This window comes from Alteromonas sp. ABV2_168, assembly GCF_056161165.1.
Genome location: NZ_JBSWYQ010000016.1, coordinates 13,258 through 32,736 on the forward strand (window position 1 = coordinate 13,258; position 19,479 = coordinate 32,736).

The following is a 19,479-nucleotide window of genomic DNA, read 5'->3' on the forward strand; positions in this document are numbered from 1 at the left end:
GAGCCATATTATTTTTTTATAAATTAACGATTGTTCAACGGGATAGATACACCAGGCTGACGACGCCAATCACCACCAGCACTCCTCCGACTTGTCTTAGACTATTGCTCGATTGCTGGCTCACAGAAAGCAGGTATAATCGCCAACGGTCAGGCATGATTAACGGTCCCAGCCCTTCAACAATGCAAACAATAGCCAGTGCCGGCCATAACCAGTCCATGCATTTCTCCTCATTAAGTTTGTTTTGGTTGCTGATGCACAACCCTGATGACGCCTGATCTTTTGACCGGAGACAACGTTAACACATTTGACCAGTTATATTTTGTCACAAAACCTCAAAATATCTGCTATATCAATACTGTAGTTATGCATTAAAGGATAACCAATGAGATTTCCTCTTCAGGGACACTATGCACTCGACGTTTCGGGCAACCTGCTTGAAGTGTTTGCAACGGGTGCCTGGAATAAAGCCACAGCAGAGGCCATGACAGAGGATATTCACCGGATGGCGCAAGGGTTTAACAATGAACCCTGGGGAGCCATAATGGACGGTCGCCGCTGGGTATTGTCTACGCCTGAATGTCAGAATGTACTGGCAAGGGGAATAAAGAAGAACATCACCATGGGTCTGACGCGATCTGCCTATGTGCTTGATGCGGGCATGGTGAAGCGTGCTCAAATTGAACGAACCCATCCACACCTGCGGGAAGACATTCGCGGAACAAATTACGAACGGGCTTACTTTTCCAGCTACTTCGAAGCGCTGTGCTGGCTTGCTGAAGGCGGTTTTACACCCTACCCGCAGCAAACCCCACAAGACAACGATTAATAGAGCAGACTGTAAACCTTACGGCGGTACTCAGACTTCAGGCTGTCACCATCCGGCAATGCATTAATCATATCCAGCATCAACTTTTTCGCTTCGCCGAAATTCAAATCTGTCTTTAACACAGTAAACAACAATGCCAGTGCTTCGGCAGATTTATGGGCCTGCTGTAACTGCACCGCTAATTCCACTTTCAATTGCAGATTATCGGGTTCAGCTTCTACCTGTGCGGTTAACTGCTGAATTTCCGGAGACTCAGCAGCCTGTTCTGCCAGTTCAACTTTACCGGTCAGCGTTTGATAGCGACTATCCTGATCGACCAGAGTAATCGTTGCCAGCAGCGCCTTTGCAGCATCCACCGAACCGGTTTCCACCAGGCAATCGATGTACATATAACGGGCGTTAATATTCCCTTCGTTCATTTCAAAGGCTTGTTTGGCAAACGGGAATGCCGTTGCATAATCACCTTCGTAAATGGCCTCACCGGCTTTCGCCAGTAATTCATCTTCCGGGTTTGGCAGGTACTTACTCAGGAACTCGCGGATCTGGTCCTCGCCCTGAACGCCGGCAAAGCCGTCCACCGGCTGGCCGTCTTTCACTACCATGACCGTGGGCAGACTGCGAATACCGAACTGCGCCGCGACTTCCTGCTGCTGGTCACAATCGACGCGTGCAAGAATTAAATTATCACCGTATTCAGACGCGATCTTTGCCAGTATGGGAGAAACACTTTTCGACTCCTCGCTCCATTCTGCCCAAAAATCCACAAGTACCACTTTTTCCCGTGAATCCATCAGAATGACCTGCTGAAAATTCTCCGGAGTGATATCAACGGTATTGTTCGCAACTAAATTATCCATGCGTATTTGCCTGTTCTGAATATTTGCTCAATGATATGGGTGCGTTAGCTGCAAAAGCAAGACTGACAACCATACAGTTCAGCGTTACACTGACTGCCACGACTTTTTAAGGAACGATTTATTCTTACTATGCTCCCCCAATTGAAAATTCTGATCATTGAAGACTCAGCAGAGCTGCTGGAGCAGCTTTCCACCAGCATCCGTTCCACCACCGAGCTGTTCGACAGGCCAGACATTGAGATCACGGTCGTTGAAGCCAGCTCTGTCGCCACAGCCCTGGACTCTGTTCACAACGACGGAGAAATTCAGGCCGTGGTATTCAGTTGGGACACCGAAGTCAGGCAATTTGAAATCGGTGGCGAAGGCAAAGGCAAAGTAGACAACAATGCGGTGGTCATCAAGGCCATCAAAGCCATCCGCCCGGAATTACCGGTTTATGTACTGGGAGATGCCATTAAGGGGCTGGATATTGTTAACCAGGCCAGCGGCATGGAGTCGTTTTTCTACCGCAACGATATTATCTCCGATCCGGAATCGATCCTCGGCTACATCATTAACGACTTTGACGACCGCAATGAAACGCCATTCTGGACTGCCTACAAAGAGTATGTACTGGAAGCCAACGACTCCTGGCATACGCCGGGTCACAGTGGCGGTGCCAGCTTCCGTAACTCGCCTTATATCAGTGATTTTTACCGTTTCTTCGGCCGCAATGTGTTTGTCAGCGACCTGTCGGTAAGCGTTGACTCGCTGGGTTCTTTATCTGACGGTACCCATGCCATTGGCCGTGCCCAGTCTGCACTGGCAAATACCTTTGAAGTCCGCCAGTCGTATTTTGTGACTAACGGCTCATCGACGTCCAACAAAATTATTCTGCAAACCCTGCTGCGTGAAGGCGATAAAGTGATCGCCGACCGTAACTGCCACAAATCCGTGCACTACGGCATTGTGCAGGCACGCGCAATGCCGGTGTATCTGGACAGCGTTTTTAACCCTGATTACGGCATTTTCTCACCGCCGAAACTGTCACAACTGAAAGAAGTGATTGAAGCCAACCAGGATGCAAAACTCATTGTGCTGACGGGTTGTACCTACGACGGACTGCTGACCGACCTGAAACAGGTTGTGGACCTGGGCCACCAGTACGGTATCAAAGTATTCATCGACGAAGCCTGGTTTGCGTATTCCTTATTCCACCCGCATTTCAGACCCTATTCAGCCATTCACGCCGGTGCAGACTACGTGACGCACTCGGCGCATAAAGTGGTATCAGCATTCTCTCAGGCGTCGTTCATTCACGTGAATGACCCGGATTTCGATATCGACTTCTTCAAAGAGATTTACAGCATACATACCAGCACCTCACCCAAGTATCAGTTGATTGCATCGCTGGACGTGTGCCGTCAGCAACTGGAGATGGAAGGCTACAAAATACTGAATGAGTTGCTCAGCAACGTGGCGGAACTTAAGGAGCAGGTATCGCGCTTCAGCCGCATCCGTATTCTGGAATCAAAAGATTTTGCACAGGCCTTTGACCATTTTGAAGAAGACAATATGGGTCATGATCCCCTGAAAATTCTTATCGACGTTTCAGCCTTGTCTTATTCGAACCATGAAATTCACCGCTTCCTGATGGATGAAGTGGGTCTGGAAATCGAGAAGTTCACACACAGCACGATCCTGGTTCTGCTTACCCTTGGCGGCATGCGCTCGAAGATTGTGCGCCTGTACAATGCGCTGAAGAAACTGGATGAAGGCAGTGTCAGCCTGAACCGCAGTAAGAGCCGTGCGGTGATGCCGGCGAAGATCCCGCCGATTAATCTTGTGACCTTGCCTTCAACGGCGTTTTTCAGCAAACGTGAATCGGTTCCCTGGCAGGAAAGTGCCGGCCGTATTGCAGCGGGACTGGTAACGCCCTATCCCCCGGGCATTCCTTTGATCGTGCCCGGACAATTAATCGAACAGGAACATATTGATTATCTGCGTTCACTGGCCAATCAGAAGCTCACCATCCAGGGCTTATACGACGGCGAATTATACGTGCAGGGCGAATAGCGCTGCAGACAAAAAAGCTCACCGTCCGGTGAGCTTTTCGCTTTATAGAGTAGAGCCGGCAACAGCAGTCAGCCAGTTTACTCCGGAGATACCTTTAGCAACTTGCCTTCCGGCGTGTCAGTCAGCAAATATAAATAGCCATCAGGCCCTTCAATCACATCACGGATACGTTCGTTTCTGTCACGGAGATATTCTGTCTGCTCGCCGGGTTTTCCCCCTTCCATGTCAATGTGGCGAAGATGTGTAAACTTGAGTGAACCCACCAGCAAATCACCTTTCCACTCAGGGAATTTGTCACCGTTGTAGAACACCATGCCGGACGGTGCGATAGACGGATCCCAGTAAACAACAGGCTGCTCCATACCTTCCATTTCTGTTTTGTCAGAAATAATGTCACCACTGTAATCAATACCGTAAGTGATCAGCGGCCAGCCGTAGTTGTTACCTTTGCCGAGCAAATTCACTTCATCACCGCCTTTCGGACCGTGCTCCATTGCCCAGACCTCGCCGGTTTGCGGATGAACTGTCAGGCCCTGCACATTGCGGTGACCGTAACTGTACACCTGCGGCGCGTCACCTTTGGTGAACGGATTATCTTCCGGTACAGAACCGTCAGGCCAGATCCTCACCACCGTACCCAGATGATTATCGGTGTTCTGCGCCTCTTTCATGTACTTGTAGCGGTCGCCCAGAGTGACGAACAAATGCCCCTCATTATCAAACGCTACCCGGCAGCCGAAGTGAAAACCGTTATCCACCAGCGGTGAGGCTGAAAAGATGGTTTCGACATCAGTCAGGCTGTCTCCGGCGATTTTAGCTTTGCTGACACTGCTGCTACTGCCACCTTCACCCGGTTTGCTGTAACAAAAGTAAATGACCTGGTTGTCTGCAAAGTCAGGATCGGCGGTGATACCCAGTAATCCGCCCTGATTCACAGCAGCCACTTCCGGTACATTCTTCAGCGGGGCACTCAGGCCGGCAGTCTTGTCAAAAATACGGATGTTCCCTGCCCGTTCGGTGATCACCATTTTACCGTCAGGCAAAAAAGCCATTCCCCAGGGGTGAGAGAGGCCGGTAGTCAGTTCTTCTACATTCAGTTCTGTCGCCTGAGCAGAAAAAGCTGTGCCCAGCACAGCGGCCAGGCACAGCGATTTAGTCCATGATGTCGTCATGTTATTTTTATACCTTATTGAGGCAGCATCGCCCGTAACATCCATGCGGTTTTCTCATGTACACGCATGCGGTCTGAAACGAGGGCAGCTGAAGATTCGTCATCGGCATCCTGTGCCAGCTTCAGCACACTGCGGGATGTTTTCACAACGGCCTCATGACCGTGTGTTAACAAGCGTACCATCTCAGACGCTTCCGGCACACCCTCTACTTCTTCAATAGAAGATAGCTCAACGAATGACTTATAGGTACCCGGCGCAGCAACACCCAACGTTCTGATGCGCTCGGCAATATCATCCACAGCAGTTGCCAGCTCGGTGTAATGCTCCTCGAACATCAGATGCAGTTCGCGGAATTGTGGTCCGGTGACGTTCCAGTGGAAATTATGCGTTTGCAGGTACAATGTATAAGAGTCTGCCAGCAATCTTTTCAGCCCTTCGGCAATCTCGAAACGATCGTTTTCTGAAATACCAATATCAATCTTGCTCATCGTACACTCCTTAGTGGAATAAATTGTTTTTGAATCGTTATGGTTCAATAATAGCAATCGATAAAAATAAATAAAATCTATTTTTTAGATTAGCAAGTTCAATTGTTTCTATGCTTTTTTCACGGTCAGTGATCATTACCATGATGATGGTGATGCATTGTTTCCGATGCATTGACGACCGGCACTGTCACCTTCTGTTCAGACCCGTCGCTAAAATATAAGGTCATGGGAAAAGCTGAACCGGCTTCCAGTCCTGAGACTAATCCGGTCAGCATAAAGTGCGTACCGCCGGATTGCATAGCCACAGACTCTCCGGGTGCGACGGTGACCCCGTCTTGCAACTGACGCATTTTCATCATCCCGTCCTGCATGACAGTTGAATGTATTTGCACCTGTGCGGCCAGCTCTTCACTGACACTGGCGCGGACAAGGGTAACCGGCTGATCTGAGTGATTCGTGATTGTGGTGTAGACAGCGGCTGTTTCAGCCATCGGAAAGGTTGCTCTTGCCTGCGTGTTTGTCAGTTCAAACTGTGATGCCGCAGACGCTGCAGAAGTTAACAACAATGCCAGTAAAGAGACTGACAGTCTGAAAAGCACAGACACGTTTTCGCTCCGGTGAAAGACGTTGGTTTAACACCATCTTAGGAGAGATAACCTGATTTAGGAAGTGTGCAGTTTGATTTACTGCAAGAAAACGAAGAATTTTCAGCGGATCCAGAGAGAATGGTGCCGACTGCCGGAATCGAACTGGCGACCTACTGATTACAAGTCAGTTGCTCTACCAACTGAGCTAAGTCGGCACACTCTCTAAAGCTTGCTGCGAACAGCGGATGCGTATTCTAGCGACAGAATTATTTCTGTCAAGACTCTATCTGCTTAAGTTTACGCGCTTCTTTTCCCAGTTTAGGAAAATACTCAGACGGCACATACTGGCCAAGCTCTTCAAGCTTACTTCCCAGTTCAGCATAGGATGCTGCCGTCACGTTAATATGGCCCATTTTGCGCTTTTCACGGACGGTTTTACCGTACCAGTGCAAATGACAGCCGGCTATCTTCAACAGATCACGGGAAAAGCTGCTGCAACCAATAATGTTAACCATGGCGCTGGGCCCGCGGGCTTCTGTATCCCCTAACGGTAAACCGGTGACTGCGCGCAGATGATTTTCAAACTGACTGGTGTCGCTGCCGCTCATCGACCAGTGGCCGGAGTTATGTACCCGCGGCGCCAGCTCATTGACCAGCAATTCATCTTTGCACTGGAACATTTCCACCGCCAGCACGCCCACATAGTTCATGCCTTCAGCCAGCACGCGGAAAATTTCTTCAGCTTTTTTCTGCAACGCTTCAGAAACGAACGGAGCCGGTGCCACAGACACATGCAGCTGCCCCTGGTGGTGCAGGTTCTCAGCTAGCGGGTACACCTTGATGTCACCGTCTTTATCCCGCACGCCAACCAGCGACAATTCGCGATCAAAGTTCACCATGGCTTCAACCACCAGTGGCACTTTTTTAAGATCAAGATTGCTCAGCGCCTGTTTGATTTCGGGAAGTTGCTCTTCGCTCATTAAACGCCACTGGCCATAACCGTCGTAACCGTCACGGCTGGCTTTGATGATCAGCTTATCGCCCAGTGCCGATACGCAATCTTCCAGCTCGTCGATATACGTGACTACCTGATGGGCTGCATTGGGTACATTGAGCGCATCAAGGAGACGCTTTTCTCTGACACGATCTGCACCGACCAGGATGGCATTCATGGACGGATAGAGTTTTTCTGTTTTGCTGGCCTGTTCGAGCAGCCTTTCCGGCACGTGCTCAAATTCAACTGTCAGGGCATCTGAAGACTCTATGGCCTGCGCCAGACTGATATCCAGCGGACGCTTGCTGACAGGGTGTACAACCGTGTCATTACTGACTTCAACAGCCTGCACTTCAATACCCAGCGGACAGCCCGCAAGATACATCATTTGCGCAAGTTGACCTGCGCCGTACACCAATACTCTCATTCATCAAGCTCCAGATTACCGTTGCTCAGTACTGTATCTGTTTGTGTTTTTCTGAATGCAATGACAGCGTCCCGTACCGCTTCGTCCTGCAACGCCACAACCTGAGCAGCAAGCAAACCGGCGTTAGCGGCACCGGCATCACCAATGGCCAGTGTGCCTACAGCCACACCTTTAGGCATTTGTACGATGGAAAGCAAAGAATCAATACCGTTCAGCGCTTTTGATTTCACGGGGCAGCCAAAAACAGGCAGATGGGTATGGGCAGCAATCATGCCGGGCAAATGCGCGGCTCCGCCGGCGCCGGCAATAATACAGCTGAAACCTTCGTCATGTGCAGTTTCGGCAAATTCCACCAGCAGATTAGGTGTACGGTGGGCAGAGACCACCTTTGCTTCAAATTCCACTCCGAACGATTTAAGCATCTTCGCCGCGTTTTGCATTGTCGGCCAATCAGACGTAGACCCCATGACAATAGCAACTTTAGCCATCGTGTGACTCCCCATGGTTTGAGACATTGGTAAGACCCGCTGTTTGATGTGAAATTAATCAGGCGGATCAGAAAGCACGCGATTTTAGCATAAAATCTGATAATACCCACATTACCTGCGATGATAAGACTGTAATAAATAGATCCTTCGTTATATTTTATTACTATCAATAGTGAATTATTTATATTTGCATGAACCAGGGAGTCTTTATGCAATCTTTGACATTTCGTCTTCTGGAGGTCTTCCAGAGCATTGTCGATCACGGTTCTATCACTGCGGCATCCTCGGCGCTTTCTCTTTCTCAGCCCACCGTTTCGTTACAACTCAAAAAGTTGTCCGGTATTGTAGGCATGCCGTTATTCGAACAGACATACGGCCAGTTGAAAATGACAGAAGCCGGAGAAGCCGTTTATCAGTGTGCACAGGAAGTGCTGGGCTCTCAGTCCAGACTGGAAAGCCAAATCCATGCGTTAAAAGGGGTGGAAATCGGTACCCTGAAGCTGGCAGTCGTAACGACAGCTAAATATGTGGTTCCGCCCATTTTAAGCCCGTTCTGCCGGCAACACCCTAATATTGAAGTGCGTTTCACGGTGGGCAACCGCGCGGATATTATCGAGCGCATGCGCCACAACCGGGATGACGTGTACATTTTCAGTCAGCCGCCCCAGGACGACAATCTGATCTGTACGCCATTTTTACAAAACAAGCTGGTTGTTATCGCGCCGCCTGATTATGACGGCCCGGATAACTGTGATCTAAAAGACCTCATTAATCATAAATTCTTACTACGGGAATACGGCAGCGGTACGCGTCGCGCGATTCAGGATTACACTGACAGCAAAGGGTTGGTGTTCAGGAATTCCATGATTATTGAAAGTAACGAAGCGATTCGTCTTGCGGTCACTTCGGGGCTGGGTCTGGCGATTCTGTCCGAACACACTCTGGCGCACACGCCGCCGGACAGTGTGAGGATCCTCAAAATCAATGATTTCCCGCTAGTAAACCACTGGCAGGCAGTGACCGTAAAACACCGTCAGATAAGCCTGGCAGCTCAGGCATTTCAGAAGGCTTTATTAAACGTGGAGTAATCACATGGCAAAAACGGGCGTAGAGAATGTCCTTGAAGAAATTGTTTCTGATGTACAGTCATTTCTGAAAAGGGACGCGTCAGCAGGCATCATCCTGATGGGAGCAACCCTTCTCGCGCTGATCATTGCCAACACGCCGTTAAACGGCGTGTACAAAGATTTTCTTGATATGAAGGTGACGGTGGCCGCCGGCAGCTTCGAAATCGACAAAGCCCTGCTGCTGTGGATTAACGATGGTCTGATGGCAGTATTCTTTTTCCATGTCGGGCTGGAGCTGAAGCGGGCCGTATGTGAAGGCGGTCTGTCTGATCCTAAAAATATAGTACTGCCGGCTGCCGGTGCTGTAGGCGGCATGGTTATACCGGTGGCCATATACCTTGCGCTGACCTTTGGTGCTGAAAATGCCATGGAAGGGTGGGCCATTCCGGCTGCCACAGACATCGCCTTTGCGCTGGGAATCATGGCGTTGCTTGGCAGCAGAGTACCCGCCAGTTTAAAAATATTCCTGGTCACGCTGGCCATCATTGATGACATCGGTGCCATTGTCATCATCGCCCTTTTCTACACGGACAATATTTCTTTATCAGCATTAATTGTAGCGGCTGTATGTTTACCCGTACTCTTCTGGATGAACCGCCGCAACGTTACCGACATTCCCCCTTATGTATTAATTGGACTGGTGCTGTGGGCTGCCATGCTTAAATCCGGCGTGCATGCCACCCTGGCGGGTGTTGTTCTGGCTGCATTTATCCCGATGCGCGATAAAAAAGACCCGGAATATTCACCGGTCATTCATCTGGAGCACAGCCTGAACAGCAGTGTCAGTTTTGTCATCCTGCCCCTTTTCGCCTTTGCGAACGCCGGAATCAACTTTAGCGAGATGGAAGCCGACGCACTGACGCATCCGGTAACGCTGGGGGTATTTTTTGGTCTGGTTATAGGAAAGCAGCTTGGCGTGTTCTTATTTTCATGGCTGTCGGTGAAAATGAAGTTTGCCAATCTGCCGGAAGATTTGTCATTCAGACATATTTACGGCTGCGCCCTATTATGTGGCGTCGGCTTTACCATGAGTCTGTTTATCGGTTCGCTGGCATTCGGCGGCTCGGAAAAAGCCTTTGATGAACGTCTGGGCATTCTGGCGGGTTCACTGGTATCCGGCCTGCTTGGCTACCTGGCACTGCGGTTTATTGGTAACCCGAATCAGAAATCAGCCAAAGATGTTCAGCCTCCGGTTGAGCCATAGTGCGTCTTCCATGTTTGCGCCAGCATGCTGAGTAATTGCCGGCGCTTAACCGGCTTACTCAGATAAGCATTCATACCGGCAGCCAGACAAGCCTGTTGATCATCCACGAAGGCATTGGCTGTCAGTGCAATCACGGGAATGCCCGCTTTCTCTGACTCAAGCCCGCGGATAGCCCGGGTTGCTTCGAACCCGTCCATTTCCGGCATCTGGCAATCCATCAACACAATGTGAAACTGCATCTGACGCACCGCTGCCACGGCCTGTTTACCGTTGGCCACACGTACGCACCGGATCCCTTTGTTTTTCAGCATGTCCACTACGATGTGGGCGTTAATATCGTTATCTTCCACCACCAGCACTTTCAGATTATCTGGAATAAACGCATCCGGCTCACTCTCTGCCTCAGGCTCCGCTTCAGCGATGTCAAAGGGGAGCGTAACGGTAAAACTTGTGCCTTCACCGGGTTCTGAAGCAACCTCAATGGTTCCGTCCATCAGTTCAACCAGCTTTCTGGTGATGGGTAAACCAAGACCCGTGCCACCATAAAGACGGGTTGTAGACGCATCTGCCTGGGCAAACTGCTCGAAGATATGTTCCAGTTTTTCAGGTGCGATGCCGGTGCCGGTATCCTTAACGGTGAGTGTCAGTTGCCCGTTTTCAAAGCCGGCCAGAACGGTGATCTCCCCTTCTGTAGTAAATTTCACCGCGTTGCTCAGCAGGTTATTAAGCACCTGACTCAGTTTCCCCATATCACCATATAACATTTCGGGAAGTGGCGTAAGGTAGGTCATTGACGAAGTCACACCATTATTAATGGCTGCATCCTGATGAAGATGAAATGAAGCTTCCAGCACTTTTTGCAATGAAAAATTCACCGACTCGGTTTCCATTTTGCCGGCCTCAATTTTCGACCAGTCGAGAATGCTGTCGAGGATCATCAACAAATTGGAGGCAGACTGGGCAACCATGCCAATGCGCCTTGCTGCGCCCCGCGGCAGGTCTTCTTCCAGCAGATTATCGCAGGAGCCGATAATACCGTTCATTGGTGTACGGATTTCATGTGACATGTTGGCAAGAAACTGAGATTTTGCCACATTCGCAGCTTCCGCCTGTTTCAAAGCAGCTTCCAGATGCAGGGTCTTTTCCTCTACCCGTGAAGCCAGTGTCCGGTTCAGTTCTGCCAGTTCAAGGTTGAGTTTGCGCTGAGATTCCCGTGAGTGTTCTAAATCATCAAAGGCATCGAACAGCCGCCGCTGCATGGAATCAAACGCTGACTCCAGACTTCGCAATTCTGTTACCGGCAAACTATCAGAAGGGACGATTCCCCGGTCCCGGTTATTAGGATCAAAGGCTTCAAACTGGCCGATAAGTTTTTTAAGGGGGCGGTTAACAACAGAAGCCAGGGTGAAGCCGGCCAGTAAACCGGTAACGGCAAATACCGCCAGCAGTTCAAGCACAGTAATCAGCGATGAGTTGGTGAGTTGCAAAAAGCGCTGCCAGCTGTAAAGGATTCGAACATGCCAGCCGCTGCCGTCTATCTGCACACTTCTCACAAACCAGGTTTCGTTATTAACCTTAGTCAGTGCATCGCATCCGGTGCCGCAATTGCCCAGAGGCGAAGGCATTAACGGCTGGGCACTGAGCACCTCTGAGCCATACACCAGCTTTCTTTCACTGTCTTCCACCAGCAACATAAAGCCATTAATGTTACTGCTCTCGAAACGACTGAAAGATGACAGCGATAATGACCCTTCCAGAATGCCGGTTACTTCACCGTCTGCTCCGCTTACCGGTGCCGACATGGCGATAATCGGGTCCTGTCCGAACCCCCGTCCGCGAAACGCATCTGACAGATACGGTGTCCCGCTGGCGACGACCTGTGAGAAATAATCACGGCCGGACACATCAAGCATGCCCGCATCAGCAGCTTTCTCCAGCAGCGTTTCAGGCCATGCATGAGTAATTTCACCCTGCGCGTCTGCCGTCAGGAAGGTAAGAAAGGCAGGACTGGATTCAGCCAGCCCGCTCAGTAAACGATCGGTTTGCACTGCGTCGGGTTGTGTTGCACCTGGCATGGCAGAGAGCGTACCGGCAGCGAAATTAATTGCCCGCTGATGGGTGTCGAGAAAATCTTTTACCTGACCGGACAGCACATGAAGCCGCTGAGCCATATAAAGCTCTATCTGACTTTTCTGACGCTGCTGATATTGATGGATAAACGAATAGCTGACGCACAGCACCGCCAGAAAGAATAACGCACTGAAGCAATATGCCAGCAGATATTTAAAATTAATGTCTTTTTTAAATGTACCGGGGTGCCAGGCCAACCGGGTAAAAAGGTAGGCAAGGTGCGCTGATAACACCGAAGATAACAGGCAAAACCAGGTCACTGAGACGGTGGTAAATGCCGCGGTATTAAAGCCGTTTTGCTCACTCCATTGCTGAAAAGCGAGGATCAGTACAGCCAGCGAACTGTAAAACCCGATGCCGGATTTCAGTGGTTCGCAGGGCGATTGCCGCCTTCTGCAGAGTACTAAAACAAGAGGCAGTCCGGAGCAGAGAATAACAGGCAGTGTAATACCGTGAATAAACCACACCGGTGCCATAGCCAGAGCGATGCCCGGAATGGACAGCGCTGAAGGCATACGTAAAGCCATGAACACGGCAACAGGCAAACCGAATGCTGTTAAGCCGCCACTGATAAATGGCGGCGGTATCAGGTTAAGGCCGGCACTGAACAGTACCAGCAATAACCACTTTACAGTTTCTGATGTGCGCATACCGCATGAACTCTACGCATTAAGGGAAACTGAAAAGTTTAATCAGCCTTTGCCATGTAATCCAGTGTTAAATTGGTCAGCAATTTAACACCCAGCTTCATGCCCTTGTCATCGACGTAGAAATCCGGTGTGTGGTGAGCAGGAGATTCCGCTTCCGGCACATCAAGAGGCTTACCGCCAACCCAGAGGAAAAGACCGGGGATCTGTTCCTGATAGAACGAGAAGTCTTCTGCGCCGGTTACTGCTTTGGCCAGTACCGCGCCGTCTTTACCGGCAGTACGCTGCAGCGTAGGCAACATCTCCATCGTCAGTTCAGGATCGTTATAAGTGATGGGATAACTGTAGTCCAGTGGCAGGGTCAGTTCAGCTTCAGCGCCCATGCTGTCAGCAATACCTTTAACCTTACGCTCCATCGCTTCATAAACATGTTCACGGGCAGCTTTGTCTAACGTACGGATAGTACCGACCAGTTCCACTTCACGGGGAATAATATTCGATCGGTTACCACCATGAATGGCACCCACTGTTACTACAGCAGCATCATCAATCAGCTTGATCTCACGGGACACGATGGTTTGCAGTGACATAACCATTTGCGCCGCTGTTACGATGGGATCCACACTTTTCCACGGGTACGCTCCGTGGGCCTGCTTACCGTGGATCACAATTTTGAACGGGTCAACCGCTGCCATAGCACCGCCCGGCTTGTAGCTGACTTTGTCGATGTCCAGATTCGAGCTGATATGCAGACCGAAGATCACGTCCACGTCAGGACTCTTCAACACGCCCTCTTTCACCATCACTTCAGCACCACCCAGTTCACCCGGAGGCGCACCTTCTTCAGCGGGCTGAAAAATGAATTTCACTTTACCCCGCAGCTCATCTTTCATTTCTGTCAGAATTTTTGCAGCGCCCATCAGCATGGCCATATGGGTGTCGTGACCGCAGGCGTGCATTACCGGTACTTCTTTACCGTTATACTCACCTTTGGCTTTTGAACGCCATGGCAGCTCGTTCTCTTCCGGCACCGGCAGGCCGTCCATATCTGCCCGCAGGGCAACCACGGGTCCGGGCTTGCCACTGTCAAGCACAGCCACCACACCGGTTTTGGCAACACCGGTTTCAACCTCCAGTCCAAGAGATTTCAGGTACTTTGCAACGTATTTTGCCGTTTCAAATTCGCGGTTTGATAACTCAGGATTTTCGTGCAGATGGTGGCGCCATTTGATCACTTCAGGCTCGATTTTATCTGCCATCGCAGCCACATCAGTTTGTGCTTGTGAAAATGAAGAAAACGCCAGCATGACTGCGGCGGAGAGGAGTCGTGTGTGCATGTTAATATTCCTTATTATAAGAATATTTACCCTATCTGAATCTGCACCAATTTAAAATCAGTTTTACAACACTCCCGCCGGTATGCGGCTGAGGCGGGATAAACAACAAACAATGCGGAATCAAAAACGGCGCCATGCAGGCGCCGTTTTTCGTATCCGGGAGGATTTAGCTCTTCTGACGCTTCATCGCATCAAAGAACTCATCATTGGTTTTTGTCATCGACAGCTTGTTGATGAGGAATTCCATGGCGTCGACTTCAGACATTTCGTGAACAATCTTACGCAGGATCCACATTTTCTGCAGTTCGTCCTGGCTGGTCAGCAGCTCTTCACGACGGGTACCTGAGCGGTTGAAGTCGATAGCAGGGAATACACGTTTCTCTGCAATCTTACGGTTCAGATGCAGTTCCATGTTACCTGTACCTTTAAACTCTTCGTAGATAACTTCATCCATCTTAGAACCGGTATCAATCAGCGCTGTAGCGATGATGGTCAGGCTGCCGCCTTCCTCAACGTTACGTGCCGCACCGAAGAAACGCTTAGGTTTATGCAGAGCGTTAGCATCCACACCACCGGTCAGAACTTTACCGGATGAAGGAATAACGGTGTTGTATGCACGGGCCAGACGGGTAATGGAATCCAGCAGGATAACCACGTCTTTTTTGTGCTCAACAAGGCGTTTGGCTTTCTCGATAACCATTTCCGCAACCTGTACGTGACGGCTGGCCGGTTCATCGAAGGTTGATGCAACCACTTCACCACGAACCAGACGGTGCATCTCGGTCACTTCTTCCGGACGCTCGTCAATCAGCAGAACCATCAGCTCACACTCAGGGTGGTTTGCAGCAATAGACTGTGCGATGTTTTGCAGTAACAGGGTTTTACCGGCTTTAGGCGGTGCAACGATGAGACCACGCTGACCTCTGCCGATTGGCGACGCCAGGTCCAGAACACGGGCTGTAATATCTTCAGACGAACCATTACCCCGTTCCATACGCAAACGGTCGGCTGCATGCAGAGGAGTTAAGTTTTCGAAGAGGATTTTATTACGGGAGTTTTCTGGCTTGTCGAAGTTAACTTCGCGGATTTTCAGGAGGGCAAAGTAGCGTTCACTATCTTTGGGTGGTCTGATTTTTCCTGAAATCGTATCACCGGTGCGAAGATTGAAACGTCGAATCTGGCTGGGTGATACATAGATATCGTCGGGCCCGGCAAGATAAGAAGAATCTGCTGAGCGCAGGAAGCCAAAGCCGTCCTGCAAAATTTCGAGTACACCATCACCGAAAATGTCTTCACCGCCTTTGGCGTGATTTTTCAGGATTGAAAAGATGATGTCTTGTTTTCTGGCACGAGCCATGTTCTCCAGGCCCATCTGTTCGGCCAGGGCAACCAACTCGCTAATTGGTTTATTCTTCAGTTCGGTTAAATTCATACTGGTGGGTCTTTGTGCTTGGACTTCGCTTACGGGACGTTAGCCCCTAAATTAAAAAAATAGTTGGAATAGATGTTTGTCCGGGTCGGACTTAAGCAGAACGCTGCTCGGTTTGAGCATATATCCAAACGTTAGCACCTTAATTGAGGAGCGTCCACTTTTTTTGCCGCAATTGTTAAAAAAACTTTAATGCCCGATATTTACTTTGCACTAACCGGCACATACAGCAGCATCTGACAGACAAAGTTGTCGCACGTTCACTGATGTGAAGGTTTACATTGTCAGCTTATATAAGTGATAGCGGTAATATGCTGTTATGTCCATTACCGGTTGTTGAGATGGATCAAATTGCAGAAGAACAGAGTATAAAAAACCTGCCGGCAGACCGGCAGGTTTTTCTGATTCGGATGTTCCGTTAACGATTAAAGGTTTTCGTTCAGGAACTCTGTCAGTTGAGTTTTTGACAATGCGCCAACTTTTGTAGCAGCAACATTACCGTTTTTGAACAGCAGTAAAGTTGGGATGCCACGAATGCCATATTTTGGTGGCGTTTCATTATTTTCATCGACATTCAACTTACCAACTGTTAATTTGCCATCAAACTCGGTCGCAACTTCTTCGAGAATTGGTGCGATCATTTTACAAGGGCCACACCACTCGGCCCAGAAGTCAACCAGCACAGGACCAGCAGCATTGATAACATCTGCTTCAAATTTGTCGTCAGTTAACTTGATAATTTTGTCGCTCATTCTTTTCTCCAATATTTGGTCTGCTGCTGATTTGTCTCAGCTTTACCATTAGTGTTATAAGAAACCGTTTTTTAATGCAAGCACAGATAAGCTATAAGCTATGCAAACAACACATTTAACTGAAACACATTTTTCCGACTTGCCCATCAATACCAAAGTTGTTGAGGCATTGAAGTCTGCAAACTTCACTCATTGTACTCCAATCCAGGCACTTGCGTTGCCGCCCCTGCTAGAGGGACTGGATATCGCCGGTCAGGCACAAACCGGTACGGGCAAGACAATGGCATTTCTTGTCGCAACTTTCCACCATCTGTTGGAAAAAGCGCAAAATGACGCCAGTAGTCAATCCGGACCGCGCGCCATCATCATGGCACCTACCCGTGAACTTGCGGTTCAAATTTATAATGATGCCAAGCCGCTCAGCGAGCACACCGGACTGTCACTTGGTCTCATTTATGGGGGCGAAGGATACCAAAGTCAACGCGAATCGCTAGAAGAAGGGGTAGATATTATTATCGGTACGACAGGACGCATTCTTGATTACTACAAACAAGGTGTGTTCTCGCTGGATAATATTCAGGCTGCCGTACTCGATGAAGCGGATCGCATGTTCGATTTAGGCTTTATTAAAGATATCCGTTTCCTGTTCCGCAGAATGCCTGCTGCCACTGAACGCCTGAGCATGCTGTTCTCAGCAACGCTGAGCTACCGCGTACAGGAACTGGCCTATGAGCATATGAACAACCCTACTCACGTGCAGGTTGAACCGGAACGCAAAACAGCCACCCGGGTGTCTGAAGAACTGTTCTACCCGTCAGATGAAGATAAAATGCTTCTTCTGCTTACTCTGCTGGAAGAAGAATGGCCGGATAAAGCCATTGTTTTCGCAAACACCAAGAGCGGTTGTGAGCGGGTTAACGACTGGCTGGCAGCTGATGGTCACCGCGTAGGCCTTTTAAGCGGCGATGTACCGCAGAAAAAGCGTCTGTCGATCCTTGAAGACTTCACCAGGAACAATCTTGATATCCTGGTTGCCACTGACGTTGCCGCCCGTGGTCTGCACATTGATAAAGTGACCCACGTATTTAATTATGACCTGCCGGACGATGCGGAAGATTACGTTCACCGTATTGGTCGTACGGGCCGTGCCGGAGCCAGCGGTGCCGCTATCAGCTTCGCCTGTGAAAAGTACGCACAGAACCTGCCGGCGATTGAAGAATATATTCAGCATGCCATTCCTGTTACCGAATTTGACAGAACTGCATTACTGGATGATGTGACTGCACCGAAACCCCGTCGCCGGCGTACTCCGACTAACCGGAATTCGTCCCGTCGTGGAAACAGTCGCCGTAACAGCAACAATAAGAAACCGTCAAACCAGTAAAATCTATGCAGCCAGAACTTCAACATGATGCGGTTGTTCACGGCGAGTACTACGCCGCCGTGGACCTGGGTTCCAACAGTTTCCACATGGTGGTGGTGCATGTCGTGAACGGCAGTGTGCAAATCATCGGTAAAGTGAAACAGAAAGTCAGGCTGGCTGCCGGTTTAAATGACGATATGGAACTGGATGAAGTCAGCATGGAGCGTGGCTGGCAGTGTTTACAGACATTCGCCGAACGCCTGCAGGACATCCCCCGTTCCAATGTAAAAGTGGTCGCGACTGCAACACTGCGTCTGGCAGTAAATGCAGCGGATTTCATCCACAAAGCAGAATCCATTCTGGGCCACAAGCTGGAAGTCATCAGCGGTGAAGAAGAGGCGCGGCAGATTTATCTCGGGGTTGCGTATACTTCCGCGAATCAGGGCAATTCCCTGGTAATTGATATCGGCGGCGCGAGCACCGAAATTATCATCGGCAATGATATGCACCCTATCCACCTGGTCAGTCTGGATATGGGATGCGTCACGTTCATGGAACGGCACTTCCCTAAAGGCCAAATCACCCGGGCCAACTTCGATAAAGCACAACAGAAAGCCAACGCCCTTCTGGACAGCGTGGCTGATACCTTCCTGTGCTTTGACTGGCATAACTGTCTGGGCGCATCAGGTACACCACAAGCCATCACAGAAATCCTGGTCGCACAGGGGATCAGTGATGCTATCCGCCTTGATTACCTGTATAAACTGCGTGATGAATGTATCGCCTGTGGTCATATCGACAACCTGAACATCAAAGGACTGGAAGAGTCCCGCAAGCCGATTTTCCCCAGTGGCCTGGCGATTCTGATCACCCTGTTCGAGCGCCTGAAAATCCGTGATATGAATATTTCCGGCGGCGCACTGCGGGAAGGACTGATTTATGGCATGCTGGACAACCTGCAGGAAAATGACCGCCGCAGCCAGACCCTGAATCATACTATGAAGCGGTTTCACATCGACCGCCACCATGCTGAGTCAGTACGGGGACTGGCACTGCGCCTGTGTCACCAGTTATGTGCGCAAACCAGTTTGTGCCACCTTGATACTGAAGCCGTGCTGGGGGCTGCAGCAACCCTGCATGAAATCGGCCTGCATGTTGAGTTTAAAAAGCATCATGAGCATGGTGCCTACCTGCTGACGTATATCGATTTGCCCGGTTACACCAAATTACAGCGTGTGGCGATACGGGACCTGGTAAAATGTCACCGTCTCGCAATCAAGTCAGACACTTTTTCTCATTACCATGAAGAAGTAAGGCCAATGCTGGAGGGCTTGTTACGGGTGTTAAGAATTGCCGTTGTGTTGTGTCTGCGTCGTCAGAACAAACACATTCCGGAGGTAGAACTGAAAGTGGACGGTGATGACTGGACACTGATCCTGCCGCAGGGCTGGCTGGCAGCCCACCCGCTAATTAACGCTGAGCTGGCCAACGAAACCTGGTTACAACACCGGGCGGGTTGGAAGCTGCATTGCCTGTAACCGGTATTTACCGGGCGCAATGAAACCGGCCCTGTATCAGGCCGGCAGTCTCAGG

17 protein-coding genes and 1 tRNA gene are annotated in these 19,479 nt (G+C 49.9%); 6 read left to right on the top strand and 12 right to left on the bottom strand.

Features of this window, described 5'->3' with window-relative positions; genetic code table 11:
* Positions 1-34: 34 nt before the first annotated feature.
* Positions 35-220 (bottom strand): DUF2065 domain-containing protein, encoded by a 186-nt coding sequence (locus ACXAH4_RS19255; RefSeq protein ID WP_119502678.1) that lies wholly within the window; start codon positions 218-220, stop codon positions 35-37.
* 165 nt (positions 221-385) lie between these two features.
* On the opposite strand from ACXAH4_RS19255, the gene ACXAH4_RS19260 reads away from it, so the two are divergent.
* A complete protein-coding gene (locus ACXAH4_RS19260; protein WP_474848151.1) occupies positions 386-829 on the top strand; it encodes a hypothetical protein in 444 nt (147 codons plus the stop codon).
* Here the strand turns inward: ACXAH4_RS19260 and ACXAH4_RS19265 are convergent.
* Complete coding sequence (locus ACXAH4_RS19265) at positions 826-1,686, bottom strand: thioredoxin family protein (protein WP_119502680.1); 861 nt, start codon at positions 1,684-1,686, stop codon at positions 826-828. The genes ACXAH4_RS19260 and ACXAH4_RS19265 overlap by 4 nt on opposite strands.
* 129 nt (positions 1,687-1,815) lie before the next feature.
* On the opposite strand from ACXAH4_RS19265, the gene ACXAH4_RS19270 reads away from it, so the two are divergent.
* A complete protein-coding gene (locus ACXAH4_RS19270) occupies positions 1,816-3,741 on the top strand; it encodes an aminotransferase class V-fold PLP-dependent enzyme (protein WP_119502681.1) in 1,926 nt (641 codons plus the stop codon).
* A gap of 77 nt (positions 3,742-3,818) precedes the next feature.
* On the opposite strand, the gene ACXAH4_RS19275 is transcribed toward ACXAH4_RS19270, so the two are convergent.
* From ACXAH4_RS19275 to purE, 6 genes are all read right to left on the bottom strand, one after another.
* Positions 3,819-4,913, bottom strand: a complete 1,095-nt coding sequence (locus tag ACXAH4_RS19275) for a PQQ-dependent sugar dehydrogenase (protein ID WP_474883038.1) — start codon at positions 4,911-4,913, stop codon at positions 3,819-3,821.
* Positions 4,914-4,927: 14 nt separating this feature from the next.
* Complete coding sequence (locus tag ACXAH4_RS19280; RefSeq protein WP_119502683.1) at positions 4,928-5,401, bottom strand: Dps family protein; 474 nt, start codon at positions 5,399-5,401, stop codon at positions 4,928-4,930.
* Positions 5,402-5,526: 125 nt separating this feature from the next.
* Positions 5,527-6,006 (bottom strand): copper chaperone PCu(A)C, encoded by a 480-nt coding sequence (locus tag ACXAH4_RS19285; RefSeq protein ID WP_474883039.1) that lies wholly within the window; start codon positions 6,004-6,006, stop codon positions 5,527-5,529.
* Positions 6,007-6,127: 121 nt separating this feature from the next.
* A tRNA-Thr gene (locus tag ACXAH4_RS19290) sits at positions 6,128-6,203 on the bottom strand.
* A gap of 60 nt (positions 6,204-6,263) precedes the next feature.
* Positions 6,264-7,409 (bottom strand): 5-(carboxyamino)imidazole ribonucleotide synthase, encoded by a 1,146-nt coding sequence (locus ACXAH4_RS19295; RefSeq protein ID WP_474841368.1) that lies wholly within the window; start codon positions 7,407-7,409, stop codon positions 6,264-6,266.
* Entirely contained in the window at positions 7,406-7,897 is a 492-nt protein-coding gene (purE, locus tag ACXAH4_RS19300; protein ID WP_119502685.1) for a 5-(carboxyamino)imidazole ribonucleotide mutase, read from the bottom strand. Before purE ends, ACXAH4_RS19295 begins: the two co-directional genes overlap by 4 nt.
* Before the next feature lie 209 nt (positions 7,898-8,106).
* On the opposite strand from purE, the gene ACXAH4_RS19305 reads away from it, so the two are divergent.
* Positions 8,107-8,985, top strand: a complete 879-nt coding sequence (locus ACXAH4_RS19305; RefSeq protein WP_474883041.1) for a LysR family transcriptional regulator — start codon at positions 8,107-8,109, stop codon at positions 8,983-8,985.
* A 4-nt stretch (positions 8,986-8,989) separates the two neighbouring features.
* Positions 8,990-10,228 (top strand): Na+/H+ antiporter NhaA, encoded by a 1,239-nt coding sequence (gene nhaA, locus ACXAH4_RS19310; RefSeq protein ID WP_474883043.1) that lies wholly within the window; start codon positions 8,990-8,992, stop codon positions 10,226-10,228.
* Here nhaA and ACXAH4_RS19315 read toward each other — a convergent pair.
* The 4 genes from ACXAH4_RS19315 to trxA form a co-directional block, all read right to left on the bottom strand.
* Positions 10,207-13,008, bottom strand: coding sequence for an ATP-binding protein (locus ACXAH4_RS19315; protein ID WP_474883045.1), 2,802 nt, complete (start codon positions 13,006-13,008; stop codon positions 10,207-10,209). The two genes, nhaA and ACXAH4_RS19315, sit on opposite strands and share 22 nt — an antisense overlap.
* 38 nt (positions 13,009-13,046) lie before the next feature.
* Entirely contained in the window at positions 13,047-14,342 is a 1,296-nt protein-coding gene (locus tag ACXAH4_RS19320; RefSeq protein WP_474848157.1) for an amidohydrolase, read from the bottom strand.
* Positions 14,343-14,508: 166 nt separating this feature from the next.
* The gene (rho, locus tag ACXAH4_RS19325) at positions 14,509-15,774 is read right to left on the bottom strand and encodes a transcription termination factor Rho (protein WP_119502690.1); all 1,266 of its coding nucleotides are present in this window, start codon (positions 15,772-15,774) and stop codon (positions 14,509-14,511) included.
* A gap of 422 nt (positions 15,775-16,196) precedes the next feature.
* Positions 16,197-16,523 carry a thioredoxin TrxA gene (gene trxA, locus ACXAH4_RS19330; RefSeq protein ID WP_119502691.1) on the bottom strand — a complete coding sequence of 109 codons (327 nt, stop codon included), beginning with the start codon at positions 16,521-16,523 and terminating at the stop codon, positions 16,197-16,199.
* A 100-nt stretch (positions 16,524-16,623) separates the two neighbouring features.
* On the opposite strand from trxA, the gene rhlB reads away from it, so the two are divergent.
* On the top strand, positions 16,624-17,907 hold the full coding sequence (gene rhlB / locus ACXAH4_RS19335) for an ATP-dependent RNA helicase RhlB (RefSeq protein WP_119502692.1): 1,284 nt from the start codon (positions 16,624-16,626) through the stop codon (positions 17,905-17,907).
* Positions 17,908-17,912: 5 nt separating this feature from the next.
* Positions 17,913-19,424 (top strand): Ppx/GppA phosphatase family protein, encoded by a 1,512-nt coding sequence (locus ACXAH4_RS19340; RefSeq protein ID WP_474841379.1) that lies wholly within the window; start codon positions 17,913-17,915, stop codon positions 19,422-19,424.
* The last annotated feature ends 55 nt before the right edge of the window (positions 19,425-19,479 follow it).